20 protein-coding genes are annotated in these 17819 nt (G+C 65.3%); 11 read left to right on the forward strand and 9 right to left on the reverse strand.

Going from position 1 to position 17819, the window contains the following annotated elements:
- The first annotated feature begins 93 nt into the window (after window positions 1–93).
- Both SBP01_RS02045 and SBP01_RS02050 read left to right on the forward strand, forming a co-directional pair.
- Window positions 94–1476, forward strand: a complete 1383-nt coding sequence (locus SBP01_RS02045; protein ID WP_320537318.1) for an MFS transporter — start codon at window positions 94–96, stop codon at window positions 1474–1476.
- Between the two features lie 64 nt (window positions 1477–1540).
- Window positions 1541–2290 (forward strand): 3-hydroxybutyrate dehydrogenase, encoded by a 750-nt coding sequence (locus SBP01_RS02050; protein ID WP_275213985.1) that lies wholly within the window; start codon window positions 1541–1543, stop codon window positions 2288–2290.
- A 39-nt stretch (window positions 2291–2329) separates the two neighbouring features.
- Here SBP01_RS02050 and SBP01_RS02055 read toward each other — a convergent pair whose 3' ends face one another.
- Together SBP01_RS02055 and SBP01_RS02060 are read right to left on the reverse strand one after the other, a co-directional pair.
- Entirely contained in the window at window positions 2330–2593 is a 264-nt protein-coding gene (locus SBP01_RS02055; protein ID WP_320537319.1) for a hypothetical protein, read from the reverse strand.
- Window positions 2594–2763: 170 nt separating this feature from the next.
- Window positions 2764–3135, reverse strand: coding sequence for a helix-turn-helix domain-containing protein (locus tag SBP01_RS02060; RefSeq protein ID WP_320537321.1), 372 nt, complete (start codon window positions 3133–3135; stop codon window positions 2764–2766).
- A gap of 122 nt (window positions 3136–3257) precedes the next feature.
- On the opposite strand from SBP01_RS02060, the gene SBP01_RS02065 reads away from it, so the two are divergent.
- A complete protein-coding gene (locus SBP01_RS02065; RefSeq protein WP_320537322.1) occupies window positions 3258–4121 on the forward strand; it encodes an SDR family oxidoreductase in 864 nt (287 codons plus the stop codon).
- A gap of 151 nt (window positions 4122–4272) precedes the next feature.
- Here SBP01_RS02065 and SBP01_RS02070 read toward each other — a convergent pair whose 3' ends face one another.
- On the reverse strand, window positions 4273–5793 hold the full coding sequence (locus SBP01_RS02070) for an amino acid permease (RefSeq protein WP_320537323.1): 1521 nt from the start codon (window positions 5791–5793) through the stop codon (window positions 4273–4275).
- Window positions 5794–6032: 239 nt separating this feature from the next.
- Here SBP01_RS02070 and SBP01_RS02075 point away from each other — a divergent pair, with 239 nt between their 5' ends.
- The 4 genes from SBP01_RS02075 (at window position 6033) to SBP01_RS02090 (ending at window position 8150) form a co-directional block, all read left to right on the forward strand.
- Window positions 6033–6461, forward strand: coding sequence for a hypothetical protein (locus SBP01_RS02075; protein WP_320537324.1), 429 nt, complete (start codon window positions 6033–6035; stop codon window positions 6459–6461).
- The gene (locus SBP01_RS02080) at window positions 6455–6688 is read left to right on the forward strand and encodes a helix-turn-helix transcriptional regulator (RefSeq protein WP_320537325.1); all 234 of its coding nucleotides are present in this window, start codon (window positions 6455–6457) and stop codon (window positions 6686–6688) included. The genes SBP01_RS02075 and SBP01_RS02080 overlap by 7 nt, the downstream gene beginning before the upstream one ends.
- Entirely contained in the window at window positions 6685–7656 is a 972-nt protein-coding gene (locus tag SBP01_RS02085; protein ID WP_320537326.1) for an NAD(P)-dependent alcohol dehydrogenase, read from the forward strand. Before SBP01_RS02080 ends, SBP01_RS02085 begins: the two co-directional genes overlap by 4 nt.
- Before the next feature lie 89 nt (window positions 7657–7745).
- Window positions 7746–8150, forward strand: coding sequence for a hypothetical protein (locus tag SBP01_RS02090; protein WP_320537327.1), 405 nt, complete (start codon window positions 7746–7748; stop codon window positions 8148–8150).
- A gap of 49 nt (window positions 8151–8199) precedes the next feature.
- On the opposite strand, the gene SBP01_RS02095 is transcribed toward SBP01_RS02090, so the two are convergent.
- A complete protein-coding gene (locus tag SBP01_RS02095; RefSeq protein WP_320537328.1) occupies window positions 8200–8772 on the reverse strand; it encodes a DinB family protein in 573 nt (190 codons plus the stop codon).
- A gap of 203 nt (window positions 8773–8975) precedes the next feature.
- Here SBP01_RS02095 and SBP01_RS02100 point away from each other — a divergent pair, with 203 nt between their 5' ends.
- The 4 genes from SBP01_RS02100 to SBP01_RS02115 all read left to right on the forward strand — a co-directional run bounded on the left by SBP01_RS02100 (window position 8976) and on the right by SBP01_RS02115 (window position 13636).
- The gene (locus SBP01_RS02100; protein ID WP_320537329.1) at window positions 8976–9773 is read left to right on the forward strand and encodes an IclR family transcriptional regulator; all 798 of its coding nucleotides are present in this window, start codon (window positions 8976–8978) and stop codon (window positions 9771–9773) included.
- Between the two features lie 167 nt (window positions 9774–9940).
- A complete protein-coding gene (locus SBP01_RS02105) occupies window positions 9941–11641 on the forward strand; it encodes a urocanate hydratase (RefSeq protein ID WP_320537330.1) in 1701 nt (566 codons plus the stop codon).
- 5 nt (window positions 11642–11646) lie between these two features.
- Window positions 11647–13239 carry a histidine ammonia-lyase gene (hutH, locus tag SBP01_RS02110; protein WP_320537331.1) on the forward strand — a complete coding sequence of 531 codons (1593 nt, stop codon included), beginning with the start codon at window positions 11647–11649 and terminating at the stop codon, window positions 13237–13239.
- Between the two features lie 160 nt (window positions 13240–13399).
- The gene (locus SBP01_RS02115; RefSeq protein ID WP_275213998.1) at window positions 13400–13636 is read left to right on the forward strand and encodes a hypothetical protein; all 237 of its coding nucleotides are present in this window, start codon (window positions 13400–13402) and stop codon (window positions 13634–13636) included.
- Between the two features lie 72 nt (window positions 13637–13708).
- On the opposite strand, the gene SBP01_RS02120 is transcribed toward SBP01_RS02115, so the two are convergent.
- From SBP01_RS02120 to SBP01_RS02140, 5 genes are all read right to left on the reverse strand, one after another.
- Window positions 13709–13966 carry a hypothetical protein gene (locus SBP01_RS02120; protein WP_275213999.1) on the reverse strand — a complete coding sequence of 86 codons (258 nt, stop codon included), beginning with the start codon at window positions 13964–13966 and terminating at the stop codon, window positions 13709–13711.
- A gap of 162 nt (window positions 13967–14128) precedes the next feature.
- Window positions 14129–14530: a universal stress protein gene (locus tag SBP01_RS02125; RefSeq protein ID WP_275214000.1), complete on the reverse strand. Its 402-nt coding sequence runs from the start codon at window positions 14528–14530 to the stop codon at window positions 14129–14131.
- Window positions 14527–16125, reverse strand: a complete 1599-nt coding sequence (locus tag SBP01_RS02130) for a tripartite tricarboxylate transporter permease (RefSeq protein ID WP_320537332.1) — start codon at window positions 16123–16125, stop codon at window positions 14527–14529. Before SBP01_RS02130 ends, SBP01_RS02125 begins: the two co-directional genes overlap by 4 nt.
- Window positions 16125–16637: a tripartite tricarboxylate transporter TctB family protein gene (locus SBP01_RS02135; RefSeq protein WP_275214002.1), complete on the reverse strand. Its 513-nt coding sequence runs from the start codon at window positions 16635–16637 to the stop codon at window positions 16125–16127. Before SBP01_RS02135 ends, SBP01_RS02130 begins: the two co-directional genes overlap by 1 nt.
- Window positions 16634–17644 (reverse strand): Bug family tripartite tricarboxylate transporter substrate binding protein, encoded by a 1011-nt coding sequence (locus SBP01_RS02140; protein ID WP_275214003.1) that lies wholly within the window; start codon window positions 17642–17644, stop codon window positions 16634–16636. Before SBP01_RS02140 ends, SBP01_RS02135 begins: the two co-directional genes overlap by 4 nt.
- Window positions 17645–17819: the final 175 nt, after the last annotated feature.

Genomic DNA, 17819 nt, shown 5'->3' on the forward strand with positions numbered 1-17819 from the left:
CATTGAATGCGCAAGTTTGTGCAGCAATACTCGATGAAGCCATTAGTGCTGTGGATCACAGCGCGTGTCAAAGTGGACACTAAGGAGAAACTCATGAGCGTAGAGCAGCGCTCGGCAGACAATGCCCCCGGATCCGCATCCAAGGGATCCGGCCTCAAAAAAATCGTCGCCGCCTCAATGGTGGGCACGGTGGTGGAATGGTACGAATTCTTCCTCTACGCCACCGCTGCAACCCTCGTGTTCGGGAAGTACTTCTTCCCCGCCACGGGCAACGAACTCGACGGCATCATCCAGGCCTTCATCACCTACGCGGTGGGCTTTGTGGCCCGCCCGCTCGGTGGCATCGTCTTCGGGCAGATCGGCGACAAGCTCGGCCGCAAACCCACCCTGCAGCTGACCATCGTGATCGTCGGCGTCGCCACGTTCCTGATGGGTTGCCTCCCGGGCTTCGCCGACATCGGCTACGCGGCCCCCGCCCTGCTGGTTGCCCTGCGCTTCATCCAGGGCTTTGCACTGGGCGGCGAATGGGGCGGCGCCGTGCTGCTGGTTGCCGAACACAGCCCCAACAGCAAGCGCGCCTTCTGGTCCAGCTGGCCCCAGGCCGCCGTCCCCGTGGGTAACCTGCTCGCCACGCTCGTGCTCTTCATCATGTCAACCACGCTGAGCCCGGAAGCGTTCCTCGGCTGGGGCTGGCGTGTGGCCTTCTGGCTCTCCGCCGTGATCGTGTTTGTTGGCTACTACATCCGCACCCACGTCACCGAAGCCCCCATTTTCCTCGAAGCCAAGGCCCTCGTGGAGAAGGAGCAGGCTGTCAGCTATGGCGTCTTCGAAGTGGTGCGCAAGTACCCCAAGGGCATCCTGCAGGCCATGGGGCTCCGGTTCGCGGAGAACATCATGTACTACCTGGTGGTCAGCTTCGCCATCGTCTACCTCAAGAGCGTGCACAAGTACGACACCTCCTCGCTCCTGCTCGCACTGCTGATCGCGCACGTGATCCATTTCCTGATCATCCCGCAGATTGGCCGGCTGGCGGACAACATAGGACGCAAGCCCGTCTACCTCATCGGTGCCATCACCGGTGCGGCCTGGCCGTTCTTCGCCTTCCCCATGTTCGATACCCGCAACGCCGTGATGATCGTCCTCGCCGTGACCATCGGCCTGTGCCTGCATGCGTTTATGTACGCCGGCCAGCCCGCCATCATGGCTGAACTGTTCCCCACCCGGATGCGCTACTCGGGTGTTTCGCTGGGCTCGCAGGTCACCTCCATCTTCGCCGGCTCACTTGCGCCGCTGCTGGCAACCCAGTGGCTGAAAGACACCGGCTCATGGGTGCCGACGGCCATTTACCTGGTGATTGCCTGCGCCATCACCGTTGTCGCCGTACTGAGCCTCGAGGAAACCAAGGGCATCGCCCTGGAGGATGTGGACAAGGCTGACGCCGCACGCGAAGGATTGCTTCCGGCAAGCTCACGCTGAGCCGCCTGAACAGCCCTAACCGCGACGCCTGAAGGAACTGCACACGATGGGAACCGGACCTGCAATGGAAAACACACTGAACGGCCGCAAGGCACTTGTCACCGGCGGCGCCAGCGGAATCGGCGCCGCGTGTGTCCGGGAGCTCGCTGCCCGCGGGGCGAAGGTGGTGGTAGCCGACGTCGACGCCGCCGGCGCCGCCGCACTCGCCGACGAAGTGGGCGGCACCTCCTGGGCTGTTGACCTGCTGGACGTGGACAGGCTCGGCACCCTGAGCCTGGACTGCGACATCCTGGTGAACAACGCCGGGATCCAGCGGATCAGCCCCATCGAGGAGTTTGATCCGGCCGAATTCCGCCGGATCATCGCCCTCATGCTGGAGGCGCCGTTCCTGCTGATCCGGGCCGCCCTGCCGCACATGTACACCAACGGGTTCGGTCGCATCATCAACCTGTCCTCGGTGCACGGGATCCGTGCCTCCCCGTTCAAGAGCGCGTACGTATCCGCCAAGCACGGCCTGGAAGGGCTGAGCAAGGTGACGGCGCTTGAAGGCGGGGAGCACGGCGTCACCTCCAACTGCGTGAACCCGGGCTATGTCCGGACAGCGCTGGTAGAGAAACAAATCACTGACCAGGCCAAAGTGCACGGAATACCCGAGTCAGAGGTACTGGCCAAGGTCATGCTCACCGAGTCCGCCATCAAGCGGCTGGTGGAACCGGCCGAGGTGGCTTCCCTGGTGGCCTGGCTGGCATCCGATCACGCCGGCATGGTCACCGGGGCCAGCTACACCATGGACGGCGGCTGGTCCGCGCGCTAGTTCCCGGTCCCTGCAGCACACCACCGCCACCTGAGGCAGCTAATCCTGCGGCCTCAGGTGGCGGTGGTCGTAGTAGAACACCCCCGCCGCGGTGCTCAGTTCCACCGACGTTCCGCAGTGGGACATCACGATCCCTTCCTGCCGCCCGTTGAACGGGTCATCGCCCACCACGGCATCGCCCACCCGGTAGGGGGATTTGGGGCGTGTCGCCGCACGTGTGCGGCGCCAGAGACGGGCAACAAGTGAGGAAAGTCTGACGGGCCTGCCCATATTCGCCAAGTCCTGGACATGTGTTTTCACCATGCGAACCACTCCTTGAAGCGGCGCGGAGCCGCCTGCTGCGGTGCGGTAGCCGGACAGCTCCCAGCAGAGGATGGTCCTCCTAGTCCGGGCTGACACCTTAGGAAAACGCTAAGCGCTATTCACACCAGTCACACCAGTAACATGTACTCGATTTTTGGCGGGGCCGGTACCTAGGCCTTCAGGATTTGCTCGGCGTTGTTGTAGGCCCAGGCCACGAGGGGAACCAGCAGGGCCGTCAGTTCGTAGCCGCGCTCCGTGAGGCTGTAGTCGACGCGGGGTGGAATGACCGGCTGGGCGCGGCGCAGCACCAGGCCGTCGTTCTCCAGCGTCTTCAGGGTCTGTGCCAGCATCTTCTCGCTGACGCCTTCGGCGCGGCGCCGGAGTTCGCTCCAGCGCTGTTCACCTTCGGAGAGTGCCACCAGAAGCAGCACACCCCACTTGCTGGTGATGTGGTCCAGCACCGTCCGGCTGGGGCACCCTGCGGGGAACACGCCGTCGGCAAAGCCCGCGGGCAGGCGGGCCGGAAATGTCTGTGCTTCCATGCACCCAACTTACCAAGAGGTGAGTACCTTACTTCAAAGTGCGTACCCTCCCCCGGGAAGCATTCGGGGAAAGTGCTGGTTGTGCAGGGTGACCCCCTTGCAGATGGTGAAAGGAACCACCCATGAGCATCGTTATTACCGGAGCAACCGGCCAGCTTGGCCGCCACGTTGTCGAAGCCCTTCTGCGGCATGACGTTCCCGCCGCGCAGATCGTGGCCGCGGGCCGTTCTGTTGGAAAGCTGGCCGACCTTGAAGCGCGGGGCGTGCAGGTCAGGGCGATGGACTACACGGACCCCGCCTCCGTGGCGTCGGCCCTCGAAGGTGCCACCAAAGTCCTGCTGATCTCAGGCAGCGAGGTGGGCCAGCGGGTTGAGCAGCACCGCACTGTCATCGAGGCCGCCAAGGCTGCGGGGGTGGAGCTCATTGCCTATACGAGCATCGCCAATGCTGATACCACCGGGATGAAGCTGGCCGCGGAGCACCAGGTCACCGAGGGCATCCTCAAGGATTCCGGCGTTCCGTTCGTCCTCCTGCGCAACGGCTGGTATCTCGAAAATTACACGGAGCAGCTGCAGGGAGCCCTGGCCCAGGGCGCGCTTGCCGGCAGTGCAGGCGAAGGCAGGGTCAGTGCCGCCTCCCGGCTGGACTACGCCGAGGCTGCCGCCGCCGTCCTCGTCGCCGGGGACCAGGCCGGCAAGGTTTACGAGCTCGGCGGTGACCACGCCTTCACGCTCGCGGAACTGGCTCAGGAAATCAGCACCGCCGCCAACCAGCCGGTGGCTTACCAGGACCTTCCGGCGAGCGACTACGCCGGCCTCCTTGCCGGCTTCGGCGTGCCGCAGGCCTTCGCCGATATCCTCGCCGATTCGGACCTCGGCATTGCCCGCGGCGACCTTCTGGTGAGCGGTTCGGACCTTCGCGAACTGATCGGCCGGCCCACGACGCCGATGCCAGCTGCCGTGCGTTCCGCGCTCGCCGCCGTCTAACCGCAACGCCGCCGCCCCGCCCACCCCACCCCGGACGCTCTCTCACCTAATGCGCCTTTTGGGCCGACGCTCTCTCACTTAATGGGGCATATCCGGGAACCCTCTATCACTTTCTTGAAGAGAGTGATAGAGGGTTCGGCTTTAACCCGCATTAAGTGAGAGAGCGTTGGGCTCGTGAGGTGACCACCGGCAGCGGTGAGGTTTCGTCCACCAGCTCGGCCCGCCGTCGTCCGTTCCCCTTGACCCAAAGCCGGTACGCGAGCAACAGCAGACCCAGCCAGACCGCGCCGACGTACAGCGCCACGCGGGTGTCCTCGAAGGCGCCCAGGACGCCGATGACCAGCGCCATAAACGCGATGGTGACGACGGAAGCTGCCGGCCACCATGGGGACGGGAATTCCGACGCCGGCAGGCCCTTCCGCGCGATCTCCCGTTTCATGGCCACGTGGGACGCGAGGATCATGACCCACACCCAGACGGTGGCGAACGTGGCGATCGACGCGATCAGGATGAACACGCCCTCGGGAATGACGGCGTTCAGCACAACGCCCACCAGCAGGATGCCGGCCATCATCACCACCGTCATCCACGGAACGCCGTGGCGGGACACCTTGCCGAACACCGCCGGCGCGTGGCCCTGGCCGGAGAGTCCGAACAGGATGCGGCCGGCGCCGAAGATGTCACTGTTGATGGCGGACAGGGCGGCGGTGATCACCACCGCGTTGAGGATGTGCGGTGCCGCCGGGATGCCCAGGCCGCTGAAGATCTGCACAAAGGGGCTGCCGTTGGTGCCGATCTCGTTCCATGGGAAGAGGCTCATCAGGACGCCAAGGGTGAGGACGTAGAACAGCAGGACCCGGACCGGCACCGTGTTCACGGCCTTGGGGATGACCTTCTTGGGGTCCGCGGCCTCGCCGGCGGTGATGCCGAGGGTTTCGATGCCGCCGAACGCGAACATCACCACGGCGAACGAGGCCAGGAGGCCTTCGAAGCCGTTGGGGAAGATTCCGCCGTGTTCCACGAGGTTTCCCAGCCCCGGTGCCACCGTGGAACCGCCGGCCTGGAAGCCGAAGGTGATGATGGCCGCGCCGCCCGCGATCATCGCGACGATGGCTGCCACCTTGATCAGCGAGAACCAGAACTCCAGTTCGCCGAAGACTTTCACGCTGAGCAGGTTCAGGGCCGCCAGGAAGAAGATGATGGCCAGGATCCAGATCCAGCGGTCCACCTCGGGGAACCAGAACCCCATGTAGATACTGAACGCTGTCACGTCGGCGATCGCCACGATGGCCATCTCAAAGACGTACGTCCAGCCGGTCACGAATCCCGCCAGCGGCCCGAGATATCGGCTGGCGTACTGGCCGAACGAGCCGGAAACAGGATGCCGCACGGCCATCTCGCCGAGGGCCCGCATCACCATAAAAACGGCCGCGCCGCCAATAATGTAGGCGAGCAAAACGGCCGGCCCCGCCTTTTGGATCGCTGAGGCGGAGCCGTAGAACAGCCCCGTACCAATGGCCGAGCCGAGTGCCATGAAGCGGATATGCCGGACGTTAAGTCCGCGGTTCAGGGTGCCCTGCAGGACGCGCCCGACGGCGGTGCCCTCCGTGGCGTGTTCGGCTGGGCTTGCGTCGTGGCTGGCTGTGTCTTGCGTGGCGGCTGCTTGCTGCATACGAATACCTTCTCGTCATTGGGAGGGGGATCGCTAACCAGCAGACCATTTTCGCGCCGGACGTGATGAGCCTCACGGCGGGCTGGTGTCTTCAATCTCAGACTCGACGGGGCCGCCCGGGCATTGCCCGACGTCAGGTACAAAACCATTGACATCATGTAATGCTTTCTTTACATTGATCATGTCAGCTTTGCTTTACATCGGCCCCTCGGGTCCGGTCCATCGTGGCAGGAGCGGAAATGTCCTTCGAAGAGAAGAGCGCCTGGATCATGGGAGCAGTGGCTGTGGTTTCCTATGGCGTCTATGTGGCGCTCATACTTGGTGCCGCCGGCACCATGCCCCTCGCCCAGGTGTCCTATGTGGCAACCCTGCTGTGGACCATTGGGGCTTCCATTGCGGCGTCCATCGCGGCGCACGCGGTGATCGGTATCTTCCGGCCCCGCGACGCCGGGAAGAAGGACCAGCGGGACAGGGAAATCTACCGCTTTGGCGAGTATATCGGGCAGTCCTTCGTGGTTATCGGCGGAGTGGCCGCCCTGCTGATGGCCATGGCCGAATGGGACCACTTTTGGATTGCCAATGTCATCTACCTGACGTTTGTGCTGTCCGCGATCCTGGGCTCCGTGGCCAAGATCGTCGCCTACCGCCGGGGATTCCAGCCATGGTGAAGCCAACCCGCGTCACCAACTCCATCCGCCGCCTCCGCTTCGAACGAGGCGAAATGACGCAGGCGGAGCTCGCCGAGCGCGTGGGTGTCACCCGCCAGACCATTATTGCCATCGAGCAGGGCCGGTATTCGCCCTCCCTGGAGATGGCCTTCCAGATCGCCCATGTCCTCGGCGTTCGGCTCGAGGACGCGTTCCACCACCCGCAGCACGAAGGAGAAGCATCGTGAAGGCTATCGTTCAGGACGTTTATGGAGATTCCGACGTGCTGGGGCTGCGGGACATTCCCAAGCCCGTGCCGGGCAATGGTGAGGTGCTCGTGAAAGTCCGTGCGGCCGGCGTGGACCAGGGCGTGTGGCACCTGATGACCGGGCGGCCATACCTGGTCCGGCTCTTCGGATTCGGGCTGATGAAGCCCAAGGTGCCGGTCCGCGGGCGGGAAGTGGCCGGCGTCGTCGAGTCCGTTGGCGCCGGAGTGACCCGCTTTCAGCCCGGTGATGAAGTGTTTGGCACGTGCGAAGGGTCGTTCGCCGAGTACGTTTGCGCGAAGGAGACGCTGCTGGCCCGTAAGCCCGCAAACCTGGCGTTCGAGGAAACGGCGGCTGCCCCCATTTCTGCTGTCACGGCCCTTCAGGCCGTGCGCGACGCCGGGCAGGTCACCGCCGGTCAGAAGGTCCTTGTCATTGGCGCGGGCGGGGGAGTTGGATCGTTCGCCGTGCAGATCGCCAAGGACCTCGGCGCAGAGGTCACGGGTGTTTGCAGCACAGGCAAAGTGGATCTGGTCCGGACGCTCGGTGCTGATCACGTGGTGGACTACACGCGTGACGACTTTGCCCGCGCCGGTGCCCTCTACGACGTCATCATCGATACCGCAGGCAACCGGCCGCTGTCCGTCCTGAAGCGCGCGCTCGCCCCGCAGGGAACGCTGGTGATCGTCGGCGGCGAAGGCGGCGGGAAAGTGACGGGCGGCTTTGAGCGATCCATGGCTGCGCCGCTGGCATCCCTATTCTCCGGCCAGAAATTCAAGGGCCTCGTCGCCAAGGAAAACCATCAGGATCTCGAAGCGCTGACGGCACTGTTCGAGGCGGGCCGCGTGAAGCCTGCCGTGGAGAAGGTCTACCCTCTCGCGGAAGCCCCGGCTGCCATCGCCCATCTGCACGAAGGACGCGTGCGAGGCAAGGTCGTGGTCCGGGTCTGAGTGGTTGCCCGACTGTGGGCTGGGCGAAGTTATCCACATAGGCGAGAAAGGGCGGTGCTTTAGCCGGACCCCCGCGGGAAGCTGGAGGTATGGAAAGCCGAGCAGCCTGGGACGCCGAAAATAGAAAAGCTTTGGAGACGGTTCGGCAGAGGGCCTACACAATCGCACGGAGAATACTTGCGGCCGCGCCCGACCAGCCGTCGCCCTATGGGCCATACATAGATGCAGTGGCCCGGAAGGGCTTATTCCTGGACGTTCTCGCCGACATCGCGCAGGTGAGGGCTAAGTCCGCCGCCTTGGCGGCCAAAATTGCCGCCGGATATCCAGAATCATCATCCGCTGCCAGGTTATTCTCAGCGCCTCGCAAGCTGACGAATATGGACAACAAGGCAGCTGCGGAGATTCTGGAGAGCATGGCAGCCGCCACCCTGGAGCTGGCCGATGTGCTGCGTGGGACGGCAGTCGATCCGGCCGAGACCGTGCACTACGGCTGAACGCCGTGCATGGCAAGTAATTCCCTACGGCCCGGCAAAGCCACTTCAGTCATGCCTGCCTCGCCGCAGCTTCGATGGCGGCACGATGCGCGGACCACTCTTCAGGGCTGCGCGGTGTCAGGTTGGGGTCCCCTGGCCGCTGTCCAGCGCTGCCGTCGATGAGTTCACGAAGGATGTCCGCATGACCCAGATGGTGGGCCCGCTCAGCAACCATGTGGACCAGGATCTGGTGCAGCGTGACCTGTCGACGCTCCTCAGGCCACCATGGCACCAAGCCGGGCGAATCCAATGGGAGTGCCTTGACCGTGGTGTCGCTGTGGGCTGCGGCGAAATGGTGAAGCTCCACAATGTTGTCCCGGCTTTCGTCGGCGGGTACCCACAGATCCGCATCCGGGCTGGCATCCTCGTCCAGCCACGGGAGGTGTCGCCCGCTGGGACGGCCGAAGACCTCGCCGAAATAGCCAAGCTCGGTGCTCGCCGCATGCTTGACGAGACCCAGCAGGTTGGTGCCGGTGGGAGTGAGCGGCCGGCGGACATCGTACTCACTCAGCCCGTCCAACTTGCCGAGGAGGTTGTCCCGCCGGACGCGCAGGTAATGATGCAGCGTCTCTTTCTCGTCCATAGCGGGCACTCTACCCAAATGTTTCGAGTGTGCCAGCCCCTCGTCCCCAAGGCTGCGCCGCCCAGATCAATCCCACACCCATCCGTCTGGTATCCCAGACAAAGAAGCAAGAGGATGGTTCTGGGACCGTTGGCGCGGCACGCAAGCTTAAATACGGTATCCCGGACACCGGCGAAGACGACGGCGACACATCGGAGAACACAATGGCAGTCACAACAGCGAAGGCGACGTCCAAAGTCCCCGCCGCCGAGAACACCCTTCGTATCCTCAAACTGTTGGCCTCGAAGCGAGGGCCAATGGCGGCGTCGAGCATTGCCACGGCGCTCGACCTGCCCCGTTCCAGCGTGTACCACCTCCTGGGCGTGATGGAGGCGAACGGATTTGTGCTCCACCTGCATGAGGAGCAGCGATACGGGCTCGGCATCAGCGCATTCGAACTGAGCTCGGCGTATTCGCGGCAGGAGCCGCTGTCCCGCCTGGGCCGGCCGCTGCTGGCTTCGCTGGTGGACGTGATCGGGGAGAGTGCCCACCTGGCGGTGCTCCACGGCCGGGACGTTCTGTACATCGTGGAGGAGCGGGCCAAGAACCGCCCGTCGCTGGTGACCGACGTCGGTGTCCGCCTTCCCAGCCACCTCACTGCCAGCGGGCGTGCCATCCTCGCGGCTCTGCCAAAGTCGCAGGTCCGGGCGCTGTACCCGAACGCCGCGGCCTTTACCGCCCGGCATGAAGTGGAGGGCGCCATTATGAAGTACTCAGCCCTGTCGTCGCACTTGGATCAGGTCCGGCAGCGCGGCTACGCCACAGAACATGGTGAAGTTACGCCCGGATTTGGCTCCATAGCGGCCGCCGTCACCGACCACGTGGGGTGGCCTACGGCAGCGGTGGCCGTCACTTTTCTGGAGGACAAGCTGCCGGCGGACCAGTGGCCCGCGCTCGCCGCCCGGGTACAAAAGGTGGCGGACGAGCTCTCGGCCCGAATTCACGGACGGCCCGGCAAATAAACCAGCCGGCCCGGCCGAACCGGGCACGAGGGGCCCAGCCTGGACGCATCCGGTTCGTCTGGAATCCCGGACACCACCCCCTGCAAAGCCCTGTTAGCACCGCCACCAACGGGCTTTAGTGGATACAGAACCTCTTACCCAAAGCACCAACACGAGAAGGAGCCCTCATGGCACCCGCCGATTTCACCACCGGTGCCCGCCCGGTCAAAGCAGCCCGCGGCACCGAGCTCACCGCCAAAAGCTGGCAGACCGAAGCCCCCCTCCGGATGCTGATGAACAACCTGGACCCCGAGGTCGCCGAACGCCCGGACGACCTGGTGGTCTATGGTGGCACCGGCCGCGCCGTTCGGTCCTGGGCCGCATTCGACGCGATCACCCGCACCCTGGAAACCATGGAAAAGGACGAGACCCTCCTGGTCCAGTCCGGCAAGCCGGTGGGCGTCTTCCGCACCAACGAATGGGCGCCCCGCGTGCTGCTGGCCAATTCCAACCTGGTGGGCGACTGGGCGAACTGGCCCGAGTTCCGCCGCCTCGAAGCCGAGGGCCTGATGATGTACGGCCAAATGACGGCAGGGTCCTGGATCTACATCGGCACCCAGGGCATCCTGCAGGGCACCTTCGAGACTTTCGCCGCGATCGCCCGCAAGCTCACCGGGGACGAAAACGGCACACTCGCCGGCACCCTCACCCTGACCGGCGGCTGCGGCGGCATGGGCGGCGCCCAGCCGCTCGCCGTCACCCTGAACGAAGGCGCCTGCCTGATTGTCGACGTCGACGAAACGCGCCTGCGCCGCCGTGCCGGAAAGCGTTACCTCGACGAGGTCGAAACCGATCTCGACGCCGCCATCGGCAAGGTGCTCAAGGCCAAGCAGGAGCGCCGCGGCTGGTCCGTGGGTTACGTCGGCAACGCCGCCGAAATCTTCCCCGAGGTCCTGCGCCGCCACAACGCCGGCGAACTCACCGTGGACATCGTCACGGACCAGACCTCCGCGCACGATCCGCTGAGCTACCTTCCCGAGGGCATCCCGGTGGCCGAATGGCACCGCGAAGCCGAAGCCGATCCCGAGGGCTTCACCAAGAAGGCCCAGGCTTCGATGGCCAGGCACGTCCAGGCCATGGTGGAATTCCAGGACGCCGGCGCCGAGGTGTTCGACTACGGCAACTCCATCCGCGACGAGGCCCGCAAGGGCGGCTACGCCCGTGCTTTCGAATTCCCCGGCTTCGTCCCGGCCTACATCCGGCCGCTGTTCTGCGAGGGCCTGGGCCCCTTCCGCTGGGTCGCACTCTCCGGGGACCCGGAAGACATCCGCGTTACGGACGAAGCCATCAAGGAGCTCTTCCCCGGGAACAAGCACCTGCACCGCTGGATTGACGCCGCCCAGGAACGCGTGGAGTTCGAAGGCCTCCCGGCAAGGATCTGCTGGCTGGGCTACGGCGACCGCGCCAAGGCCGGGCTGCTGTTCAACCGCCTGGTCAAGGAAGGCAAGGTCAAGGCGCCCATCGTGATCGGCCGCGACCACCTGGACTCCGGCTCCGTCGCCTCCCCGTACCGGGAAACGGAATCGATGGCGGACGGCTCCGATGCGATCGCCGACTGGCCCCTGCTCAACGCGCTGCTCAACACCGCCTCCGGCGCCACCTGGGTGTCCATCCACCATGGCGGCGGCGTGGGCATCGGCCGCTCCATCCACGCCGGCCAGGTCTCGGTCGCGGACGGCTCCGACCTCGCAGCGCAGAAGCTCGAGCGCCTGCTCACCAACGACCCCGGAATGGGCATCATCCGCCACGCCGATGCCGGCTACGACCGCGCCGTCGAGGTCGCCAACGAACGCGGCGTCCGCATCCCCATGAACGAAAACACGAAGTAGGAATCATGACCGCCATTACCCACGAACCGCTCACCGTCACCCTCGGCTCCAGCGGCGTCACGCCCGAGGACGTCGTCGCCGTCGCCCGCCACAACGCCACGGTGACCATCGCCCGGGACGCCCTCGACAACGTCGCCAAGGTCCGCGCCCACATCGACGGCCTGGCCAACAGCGAGACTCCCGCCTACGGCATCTCCACCGGCTTCGGTGCGCTGGCCAACCGGCACATCCCCGGTGAGCTCCGCACCCAGCTGCAGAAGTCCCTGATCCGCAGCCACGCCGCCGGCATGGGCCCCGCCGTGGAGCGCGAGGTGGTGCGCGCCATCATGTTCCTGCGCGCCAAAACCCTCGCCTCCGGCCGCACCGGCGTCCGCCCCGTGGTCCTGCAGACCATGGTGGACGTCCTCAACGCCGGCATCACACCGGTGGTCCGCGAGTTCGGTTCGCTGGGCTGCTCCGGCGACCTCGCCCCGCTGTCCCACTGCGCCCTGGTGCTGATGGGTGAAGGGGAAGCAACAGGACCCGACGGCGTGACCTACGGCGGGCGCGGCGAGCAGCCGGTCGCCGTGCTGCTCGCCGAGCACGGCATCGAGCCGGTCACGCTCGCCGAAAAGGAAGGCCTGGCGCTGGTCAACGGCACCGAAGGCATGCTGGGCATGTTGCTGATGGCCATCGCGGACATCCGTAAACTGCTGACGACGGCGGATATCACCGCAGCGATGAGCGTCGAGGCGCTGCTGGGCACGGATCAGGTGTTCCTGCCGGAGCTGCACGCAGCCCTGCGCCCGCACCCGGGTCAGGCCGCCAGTGCGGACAACATGCTGCGGGTGCTGTCCGATTCTCCGATCGTGGCCTCGCACCGGATTGGGGATTCGAAAGTCCAGGACGCCTACTCGCTGCGCTGCGCACCCCAGGTGGCCGGCGCCGTCCGGGACACGGTGGACCACGCCGCGCTGGTGGCCTCCCGCGAGCTGGCTGCCGCCATTGATAACCCGGTGGTCCTGCCGGACGGGCGGGTCAGTTCCAACGGCAACTTCCACGGCGCCCCGGTGGCCTACGTCCTCGACTTCCTCGCCATTGCCGTGGCGGACCTGAGCTCCATCGCCGAGCGCCGGACGGACCGGATGCTGGACCCGGCCCGGTCCCACGGGCTCCCGGCCTTCCTGGCGGAGGATCCGGGCGTTGATTCGGGCCTGATGATCGCCCAGTACACCCAGGCGGGACTGGTCTCGGACAACAAACGGCTGGCCGTCCCGGCGTCAGTGGACTCAATTCCGAGTTCAGCGATGCAGGAGGACCATGTTTCCATGGGCTGGCACGCCGCACGCAAGCTGCGCAAGGCCGTGGAGAACCTGCGCCGCGTCCTGGCGATCGAACTGGTCACCAGCGCACGCGCCATCGATTTCCGCACCCGGTTGTCCGGCGGGGAGCTGCTGCCGGGCCCGGCGGGTAAGGCCGTCATCGGTGTGCTGCGCGAACACGTTGACGGGCCGGGCGCGGACCGGTTCCTCTCCCCGGAACTCGAAGTTGTAGACGGTTTGGTGGCATCCGGGGACGTTGTCGCTGCGGCCGAATCCGCCGTCGGGATTCTTGCCTAGGCGGGAATATTCTTCGGTCTCAGCGGACCATTGGGTCAAATACTGAAATATGGTGCAACACGCACATTTCCGGTCCGCGAACTGTAGTAGAACTGAAGATGTAGTAGAAGTCACATCAACGAGGCTGTGGCGGGACGTATACAAAGGGGTAGAAGTTCAAATGAAAGCACGTGGGGCTGTCCTTTCGAGACGCAACGCACATTCCAACATCATCTCCGAGTGGGGCACGCTCAAGGCCGGGGAGCGGGTTGAAATCATCAAACACGCCCACGTCATTGCGGCGGGCGAGGTTGAGGAAGTATCACAGAGCGGGAATGTCTTGTGGCTCGCACCCGCCGGGCCGTCCGAGGAGCACCTGTTCCTGAAGTCCGATGGCGTGCAGGTGCGGCGAAGCTGACCTGAACGCAAAAAAGTCCCTGCCGCCCGGATCAACCGGGAGGCGGGGACTTTTTTGTAAGCGTCAGAGGGGTTAGGCGGCGATGGCTTCGTAGGTCTCGCCGAAGGGGACTGATTCGTCCAGGGCAACAGTAAAGCGTCCGGGGTGCAGCCGGGTCACAAGGATGCCGCAGGCCGCGTCCTTGGCAGTTTCGATCAGGGTGGCAACAGCGTTGTCCAGTCCTTCGTGCATCTCCTCGGCAGTGGCAAACTGCAGGTCGAGGGACCGGGCGCTTGAGGCCTCGTTGGCCGCAACGGCGGTCAGGGGGCGTTCCAATGTAGCTGTAGTCATACCTTCAACTATACCTTCCCATGCCTAAGATGTCAGATGACTGCCCTTTGGGGCAGTGAGGCCGCAAAAGACCGAAGCTTGTTCGCCGCACCCCGCCCCAAAGGCCGGGATTCGCGAACAAGCTTCGGCCGGAACGGCCAGCCGGAGTCGCTGGCCCGAGTCCTAGCCGGCGGCCTTCGCCTTCACCGCCAGGACGGGGCAATCGGCCTCAAGCAGGATCCGCTGTGAGGTGCTTCCCATGATCAGCTTGCCCACCGGGGTGCGCCGGCGCAGGCCGATCACGATCAGGTCCGCGTTGTGCTCCTCCGCGGCATCAAGCACCTCCGTTGCGGCGTCGTGACCGCGGACGGGCTGCTTAATGACATGGTCGATTCCGTGCGCCGCCAGGCGTTCCTCGATGCCCTGCATTTGGTTTTCCTGCGCATACCGGTTATCCACCAGGGCCTCGCCTTTGGAGGAGTTGATGACCAGCAGGGTGGCGTTTAACTTCCTGGCCTCTTCGATGGCCTGGGTCAGCGCCGCTTCGCCTTCGGGGGTAGGGACATATCCCACCACGATTGTCATGATTGCTCCTTGTTCTCTGTGTGGTCTCTGGTGCCGAAGTGGGAGAGGTGCCCGGCCTCGGGTTGTCCGGCGGTGTCCGGGGTTGCCGGAGGCACCGCAGGCAGGACTGCCGGGCGGTTCCGCCGGATCAGCTTGAACAGCAGCGGCCACAGCAGGATGACCGCCACAATGACGTAGATCCCGACTGCGATCGGCTCACCGAAGAGCCCGGCGGGGTCGCCGGCGCTGAGCTGCAAGGTCTGCCGCAGCTGCTTTTCGAGCCGCGGGCCCAGGATGACGCCCAGGATGAGCGGCAGAACCGGGAGCCCGTAGCGACGCATCATGAACCCCAGGGCGCCGAGTGCCAGCAGGAGCACCAGGTCAAACGCCTGCAGGTTCACCGAGTAGGCGCCCAGGGTGGCGAAGAACAAAATGCCGGCGTACAGGTAGGGCCGGGGGATCTGCAGCAGCTTCGCCCACAGGGGCGCCAGCGGCAGGTTGATGATCAGCAGCAGCAGGTTTCCGATGAAGAGGCTCGCGATCAGCGCCCACACCAGCGGGCCCTGGCTTTCGAACAGCTGCGGGCCCGGCTGGATACCGTACTGCGTGAAGGCTGCCAGCATCACCGCGGCCGTGGCGTTGGTGGGCAGGCCCAGCGCCAGCATGGGCGTCAGGGTGCCGGCGGCGGCGGCGTTGTTGGCTGCCTCGGGTCCGGCCACACCTTCGATGGCGCCCTTCCCGAATTCCTCGGGGTGCTTGCTGAGGCGCTTTTCCGTGACGTAGGAGAGGAACGTGGGGATCTCGGCACCGCCGGCCGGGAGGGCACCGAACGGGAAGCCGAAAGCAGTGCCGCGGAGCCACGGCTTCCAGGACCGTTTCCAGTCCTCCTTGCCCATCCAGGGCTGACCCACCGGAATGATGTGCATCGGTGTCCGGCGCAGGTGGGCGGCAACCCACAGGGCTTCGCCCACGGCAAAGATGGCCACTGCCACCACCACGATGTCCAGCCCGTCCACCAGGAGCGGCACCCCGAATGTCAGCCGGGCCTGGCCGGTGACTGAGTCGAGGCCCACCAGCCCGATGGCCAGCCCCAGCCCCAGGGACGCGAAGCCGCGAAGCCGGGAGGAGCCCAGGACAGCGGTGACCGCCAGCAGGGCGAGGATCATGATGGCGAAGTAGCTCGGCGCGCCCAGGCTGATGGCGAACTTGACCACGATGGGAGCGCAGACCGCCAGGAGCGTGGTGCCGATGGTGCCGGCAACGAACGAGCCGATGGCCGCCGTCGCCAATGCCTGCGCGGCCCGGCCGGCTTTGGCCATCTTGTTGCCTTCGATGGCGGTGACCACCGAGGATGATTCGCCCGGCGTATTAAGCAGGATGGAGGTGGTGGAGCCGCCGTACATGCCGCCGTAATAGATGCCGGCGAACATGATGAAGGCGCTGGTGGGTTCCAGGGCGTAGGTGACCGGAAGCAGCAGCGCCACGGTCATGGCCGGGCCGAGGCCGGGCAGGACGCCGACGGCGGTACCCAGGACCACGCCGATGACGGCGTAGAGGAAATTCATGGGGGTCAGGGCGGTGGCAAAGCCGTCCATCAGGGAGGAGAAGACATCCATCAGAGAATCCCTTCCAGGAGACCGGCGGGCAGGGCAATGCCCAGGCCGAGGTAGAAGCCGTAAAAGGTCAGGAGGGACATGGCCACGGAGATGAGGCCGTCACGGATGTAGTTCCGGCCGCCCAGGGCCCAGACGCTGCCCCAGAACAGGACGGTTCCGGAGATGACCCAGCCGGCCCAGTCGATCAGCAGGATGTTGGCGATAAACGCGCCGGCGAGGGGCAGCACCGTCTTCCAGTCGGCCGGGTGGGACAGGTCCACGTCCTCGCCGCCTTCAACTTCGCCTTTGCCGCCGCGGAGGACGTTGATGGCCAGCAGGACGGCGCAGACCAGCAGCAGGCCGCCCACGATGAACGGCAGGGTCTTCGGTCCTACGGGATCAGACCGGGAATAGGGGGTGACAATACGGGCCGCGTCCGCGATGACCACGGCCCCGGCCGCTCCGAGCAGGAGGGCAACCCCCAGCTCGGAGCGGCCTTTGAGCTTTGCAGCCAGGGTGCTGGCGGAACTCACGCCAAGCCCAGCTTCGTGAGAACGTCGGCCACCCGCTTGTCCTGCTCTTTCAGGAAGGTTTCGAACTTGTCGCCGGTGATGAAGGCATCGGTCCAGCTGTGCGTCTTCAGGGCTTCCTGCCACGCGGCGCTGCTGTGCATTTTCTCGACGGCGGCGATCAGCTTGGCCTTGTCGGCGTCGCTGATGCCCGGAGGGGCAACCAGTCCGCGCCAGTTGCTGAACACCAGGTCAATGTTGGATTCCTTCAGCGTGGGGGCGTCAACACCGGCGAGGCGCTTCTCACCGCTGGTTGCCAGGACACGGACTTCGCCGGACTCAATCTGCTTGAGGTACTCGCCCGCACCGGATGCGGCGAAGCCCACCTTGTTGCCCAGGATGGCCGGCAGCAGGTCACCGCCGCCGTCGTAGGACACGAAGTTCACCTTGGTGGGATCGATCCCGACCGCTCCGGCGAGCTGCATGGGCAGCAGGTGGTCCGGGCCGCCGGGGGAGGAGCCGCCGCCCACGCTGATGGAAGCGGGATCGGCCTTCCAGGCGGTCACCAGGTCATCGATGGTCTTGAACGGCGAGTTCTTGTTGACCATGATGGCGCCCGGCTCTTCGATGAGCTTGGCCAGGGGAGTGGTGGCCGTCAGCTTGGACTCGGACTTGTTGGTGTAGCTGGCGCCCACCACACCCAGGCCCATGAGCATGGCGAGATCGCCGTTGCCCTTTTCGTTGACCACGCGGGCCAGGCCCACGGTGCCGCCGGCACCGGCAAGGTTGAAGACCTCGGTGTTCGTGGCGATCTTCTCGTCGTCGAGGACCTTCGCGGCAACGCGGGCGGTGGTGTCGTAGCCGCCGCCCGGGGTGTTGGGAACCATGATCTGGAGCCCGGTCACCGGGCCGGCAGCGGTGCCGGAACTCGCGGGGCCGGTGGCGGTCTTTCCGGTGGCACCGCAGCCGGTGGCCATCAGGGCGATGCCGGCGGCGACGGCGGCGATTCGCAATGCGCGGATCTGGCGCATGGTATTCCTCTTCTCGATAAAACTGTTCAGCAGGACTGACTGGTGTTCCGATGCTAGGCGGGGTGGTGACCGGCATCACTCTTGTGTTCGCAGAGAACGTTAAGTTCATTGCGTTCACGTTTCAGCGTTCCCACCTGGACTGTACTGGTGCCCCGGGGAAGTTGGCCGAAGCGGG

The sequence above is a fragment of the Pseudarthrobacter sp. IC2-21 genome, from assembly GCF_034048115.1.
Lineage (GTDB): Bacteria > Actinomycetota > Actinomycetes > Actinomycetales > Micrococcaceae > Arthrobacter > Arthrobacter naphthalenicus.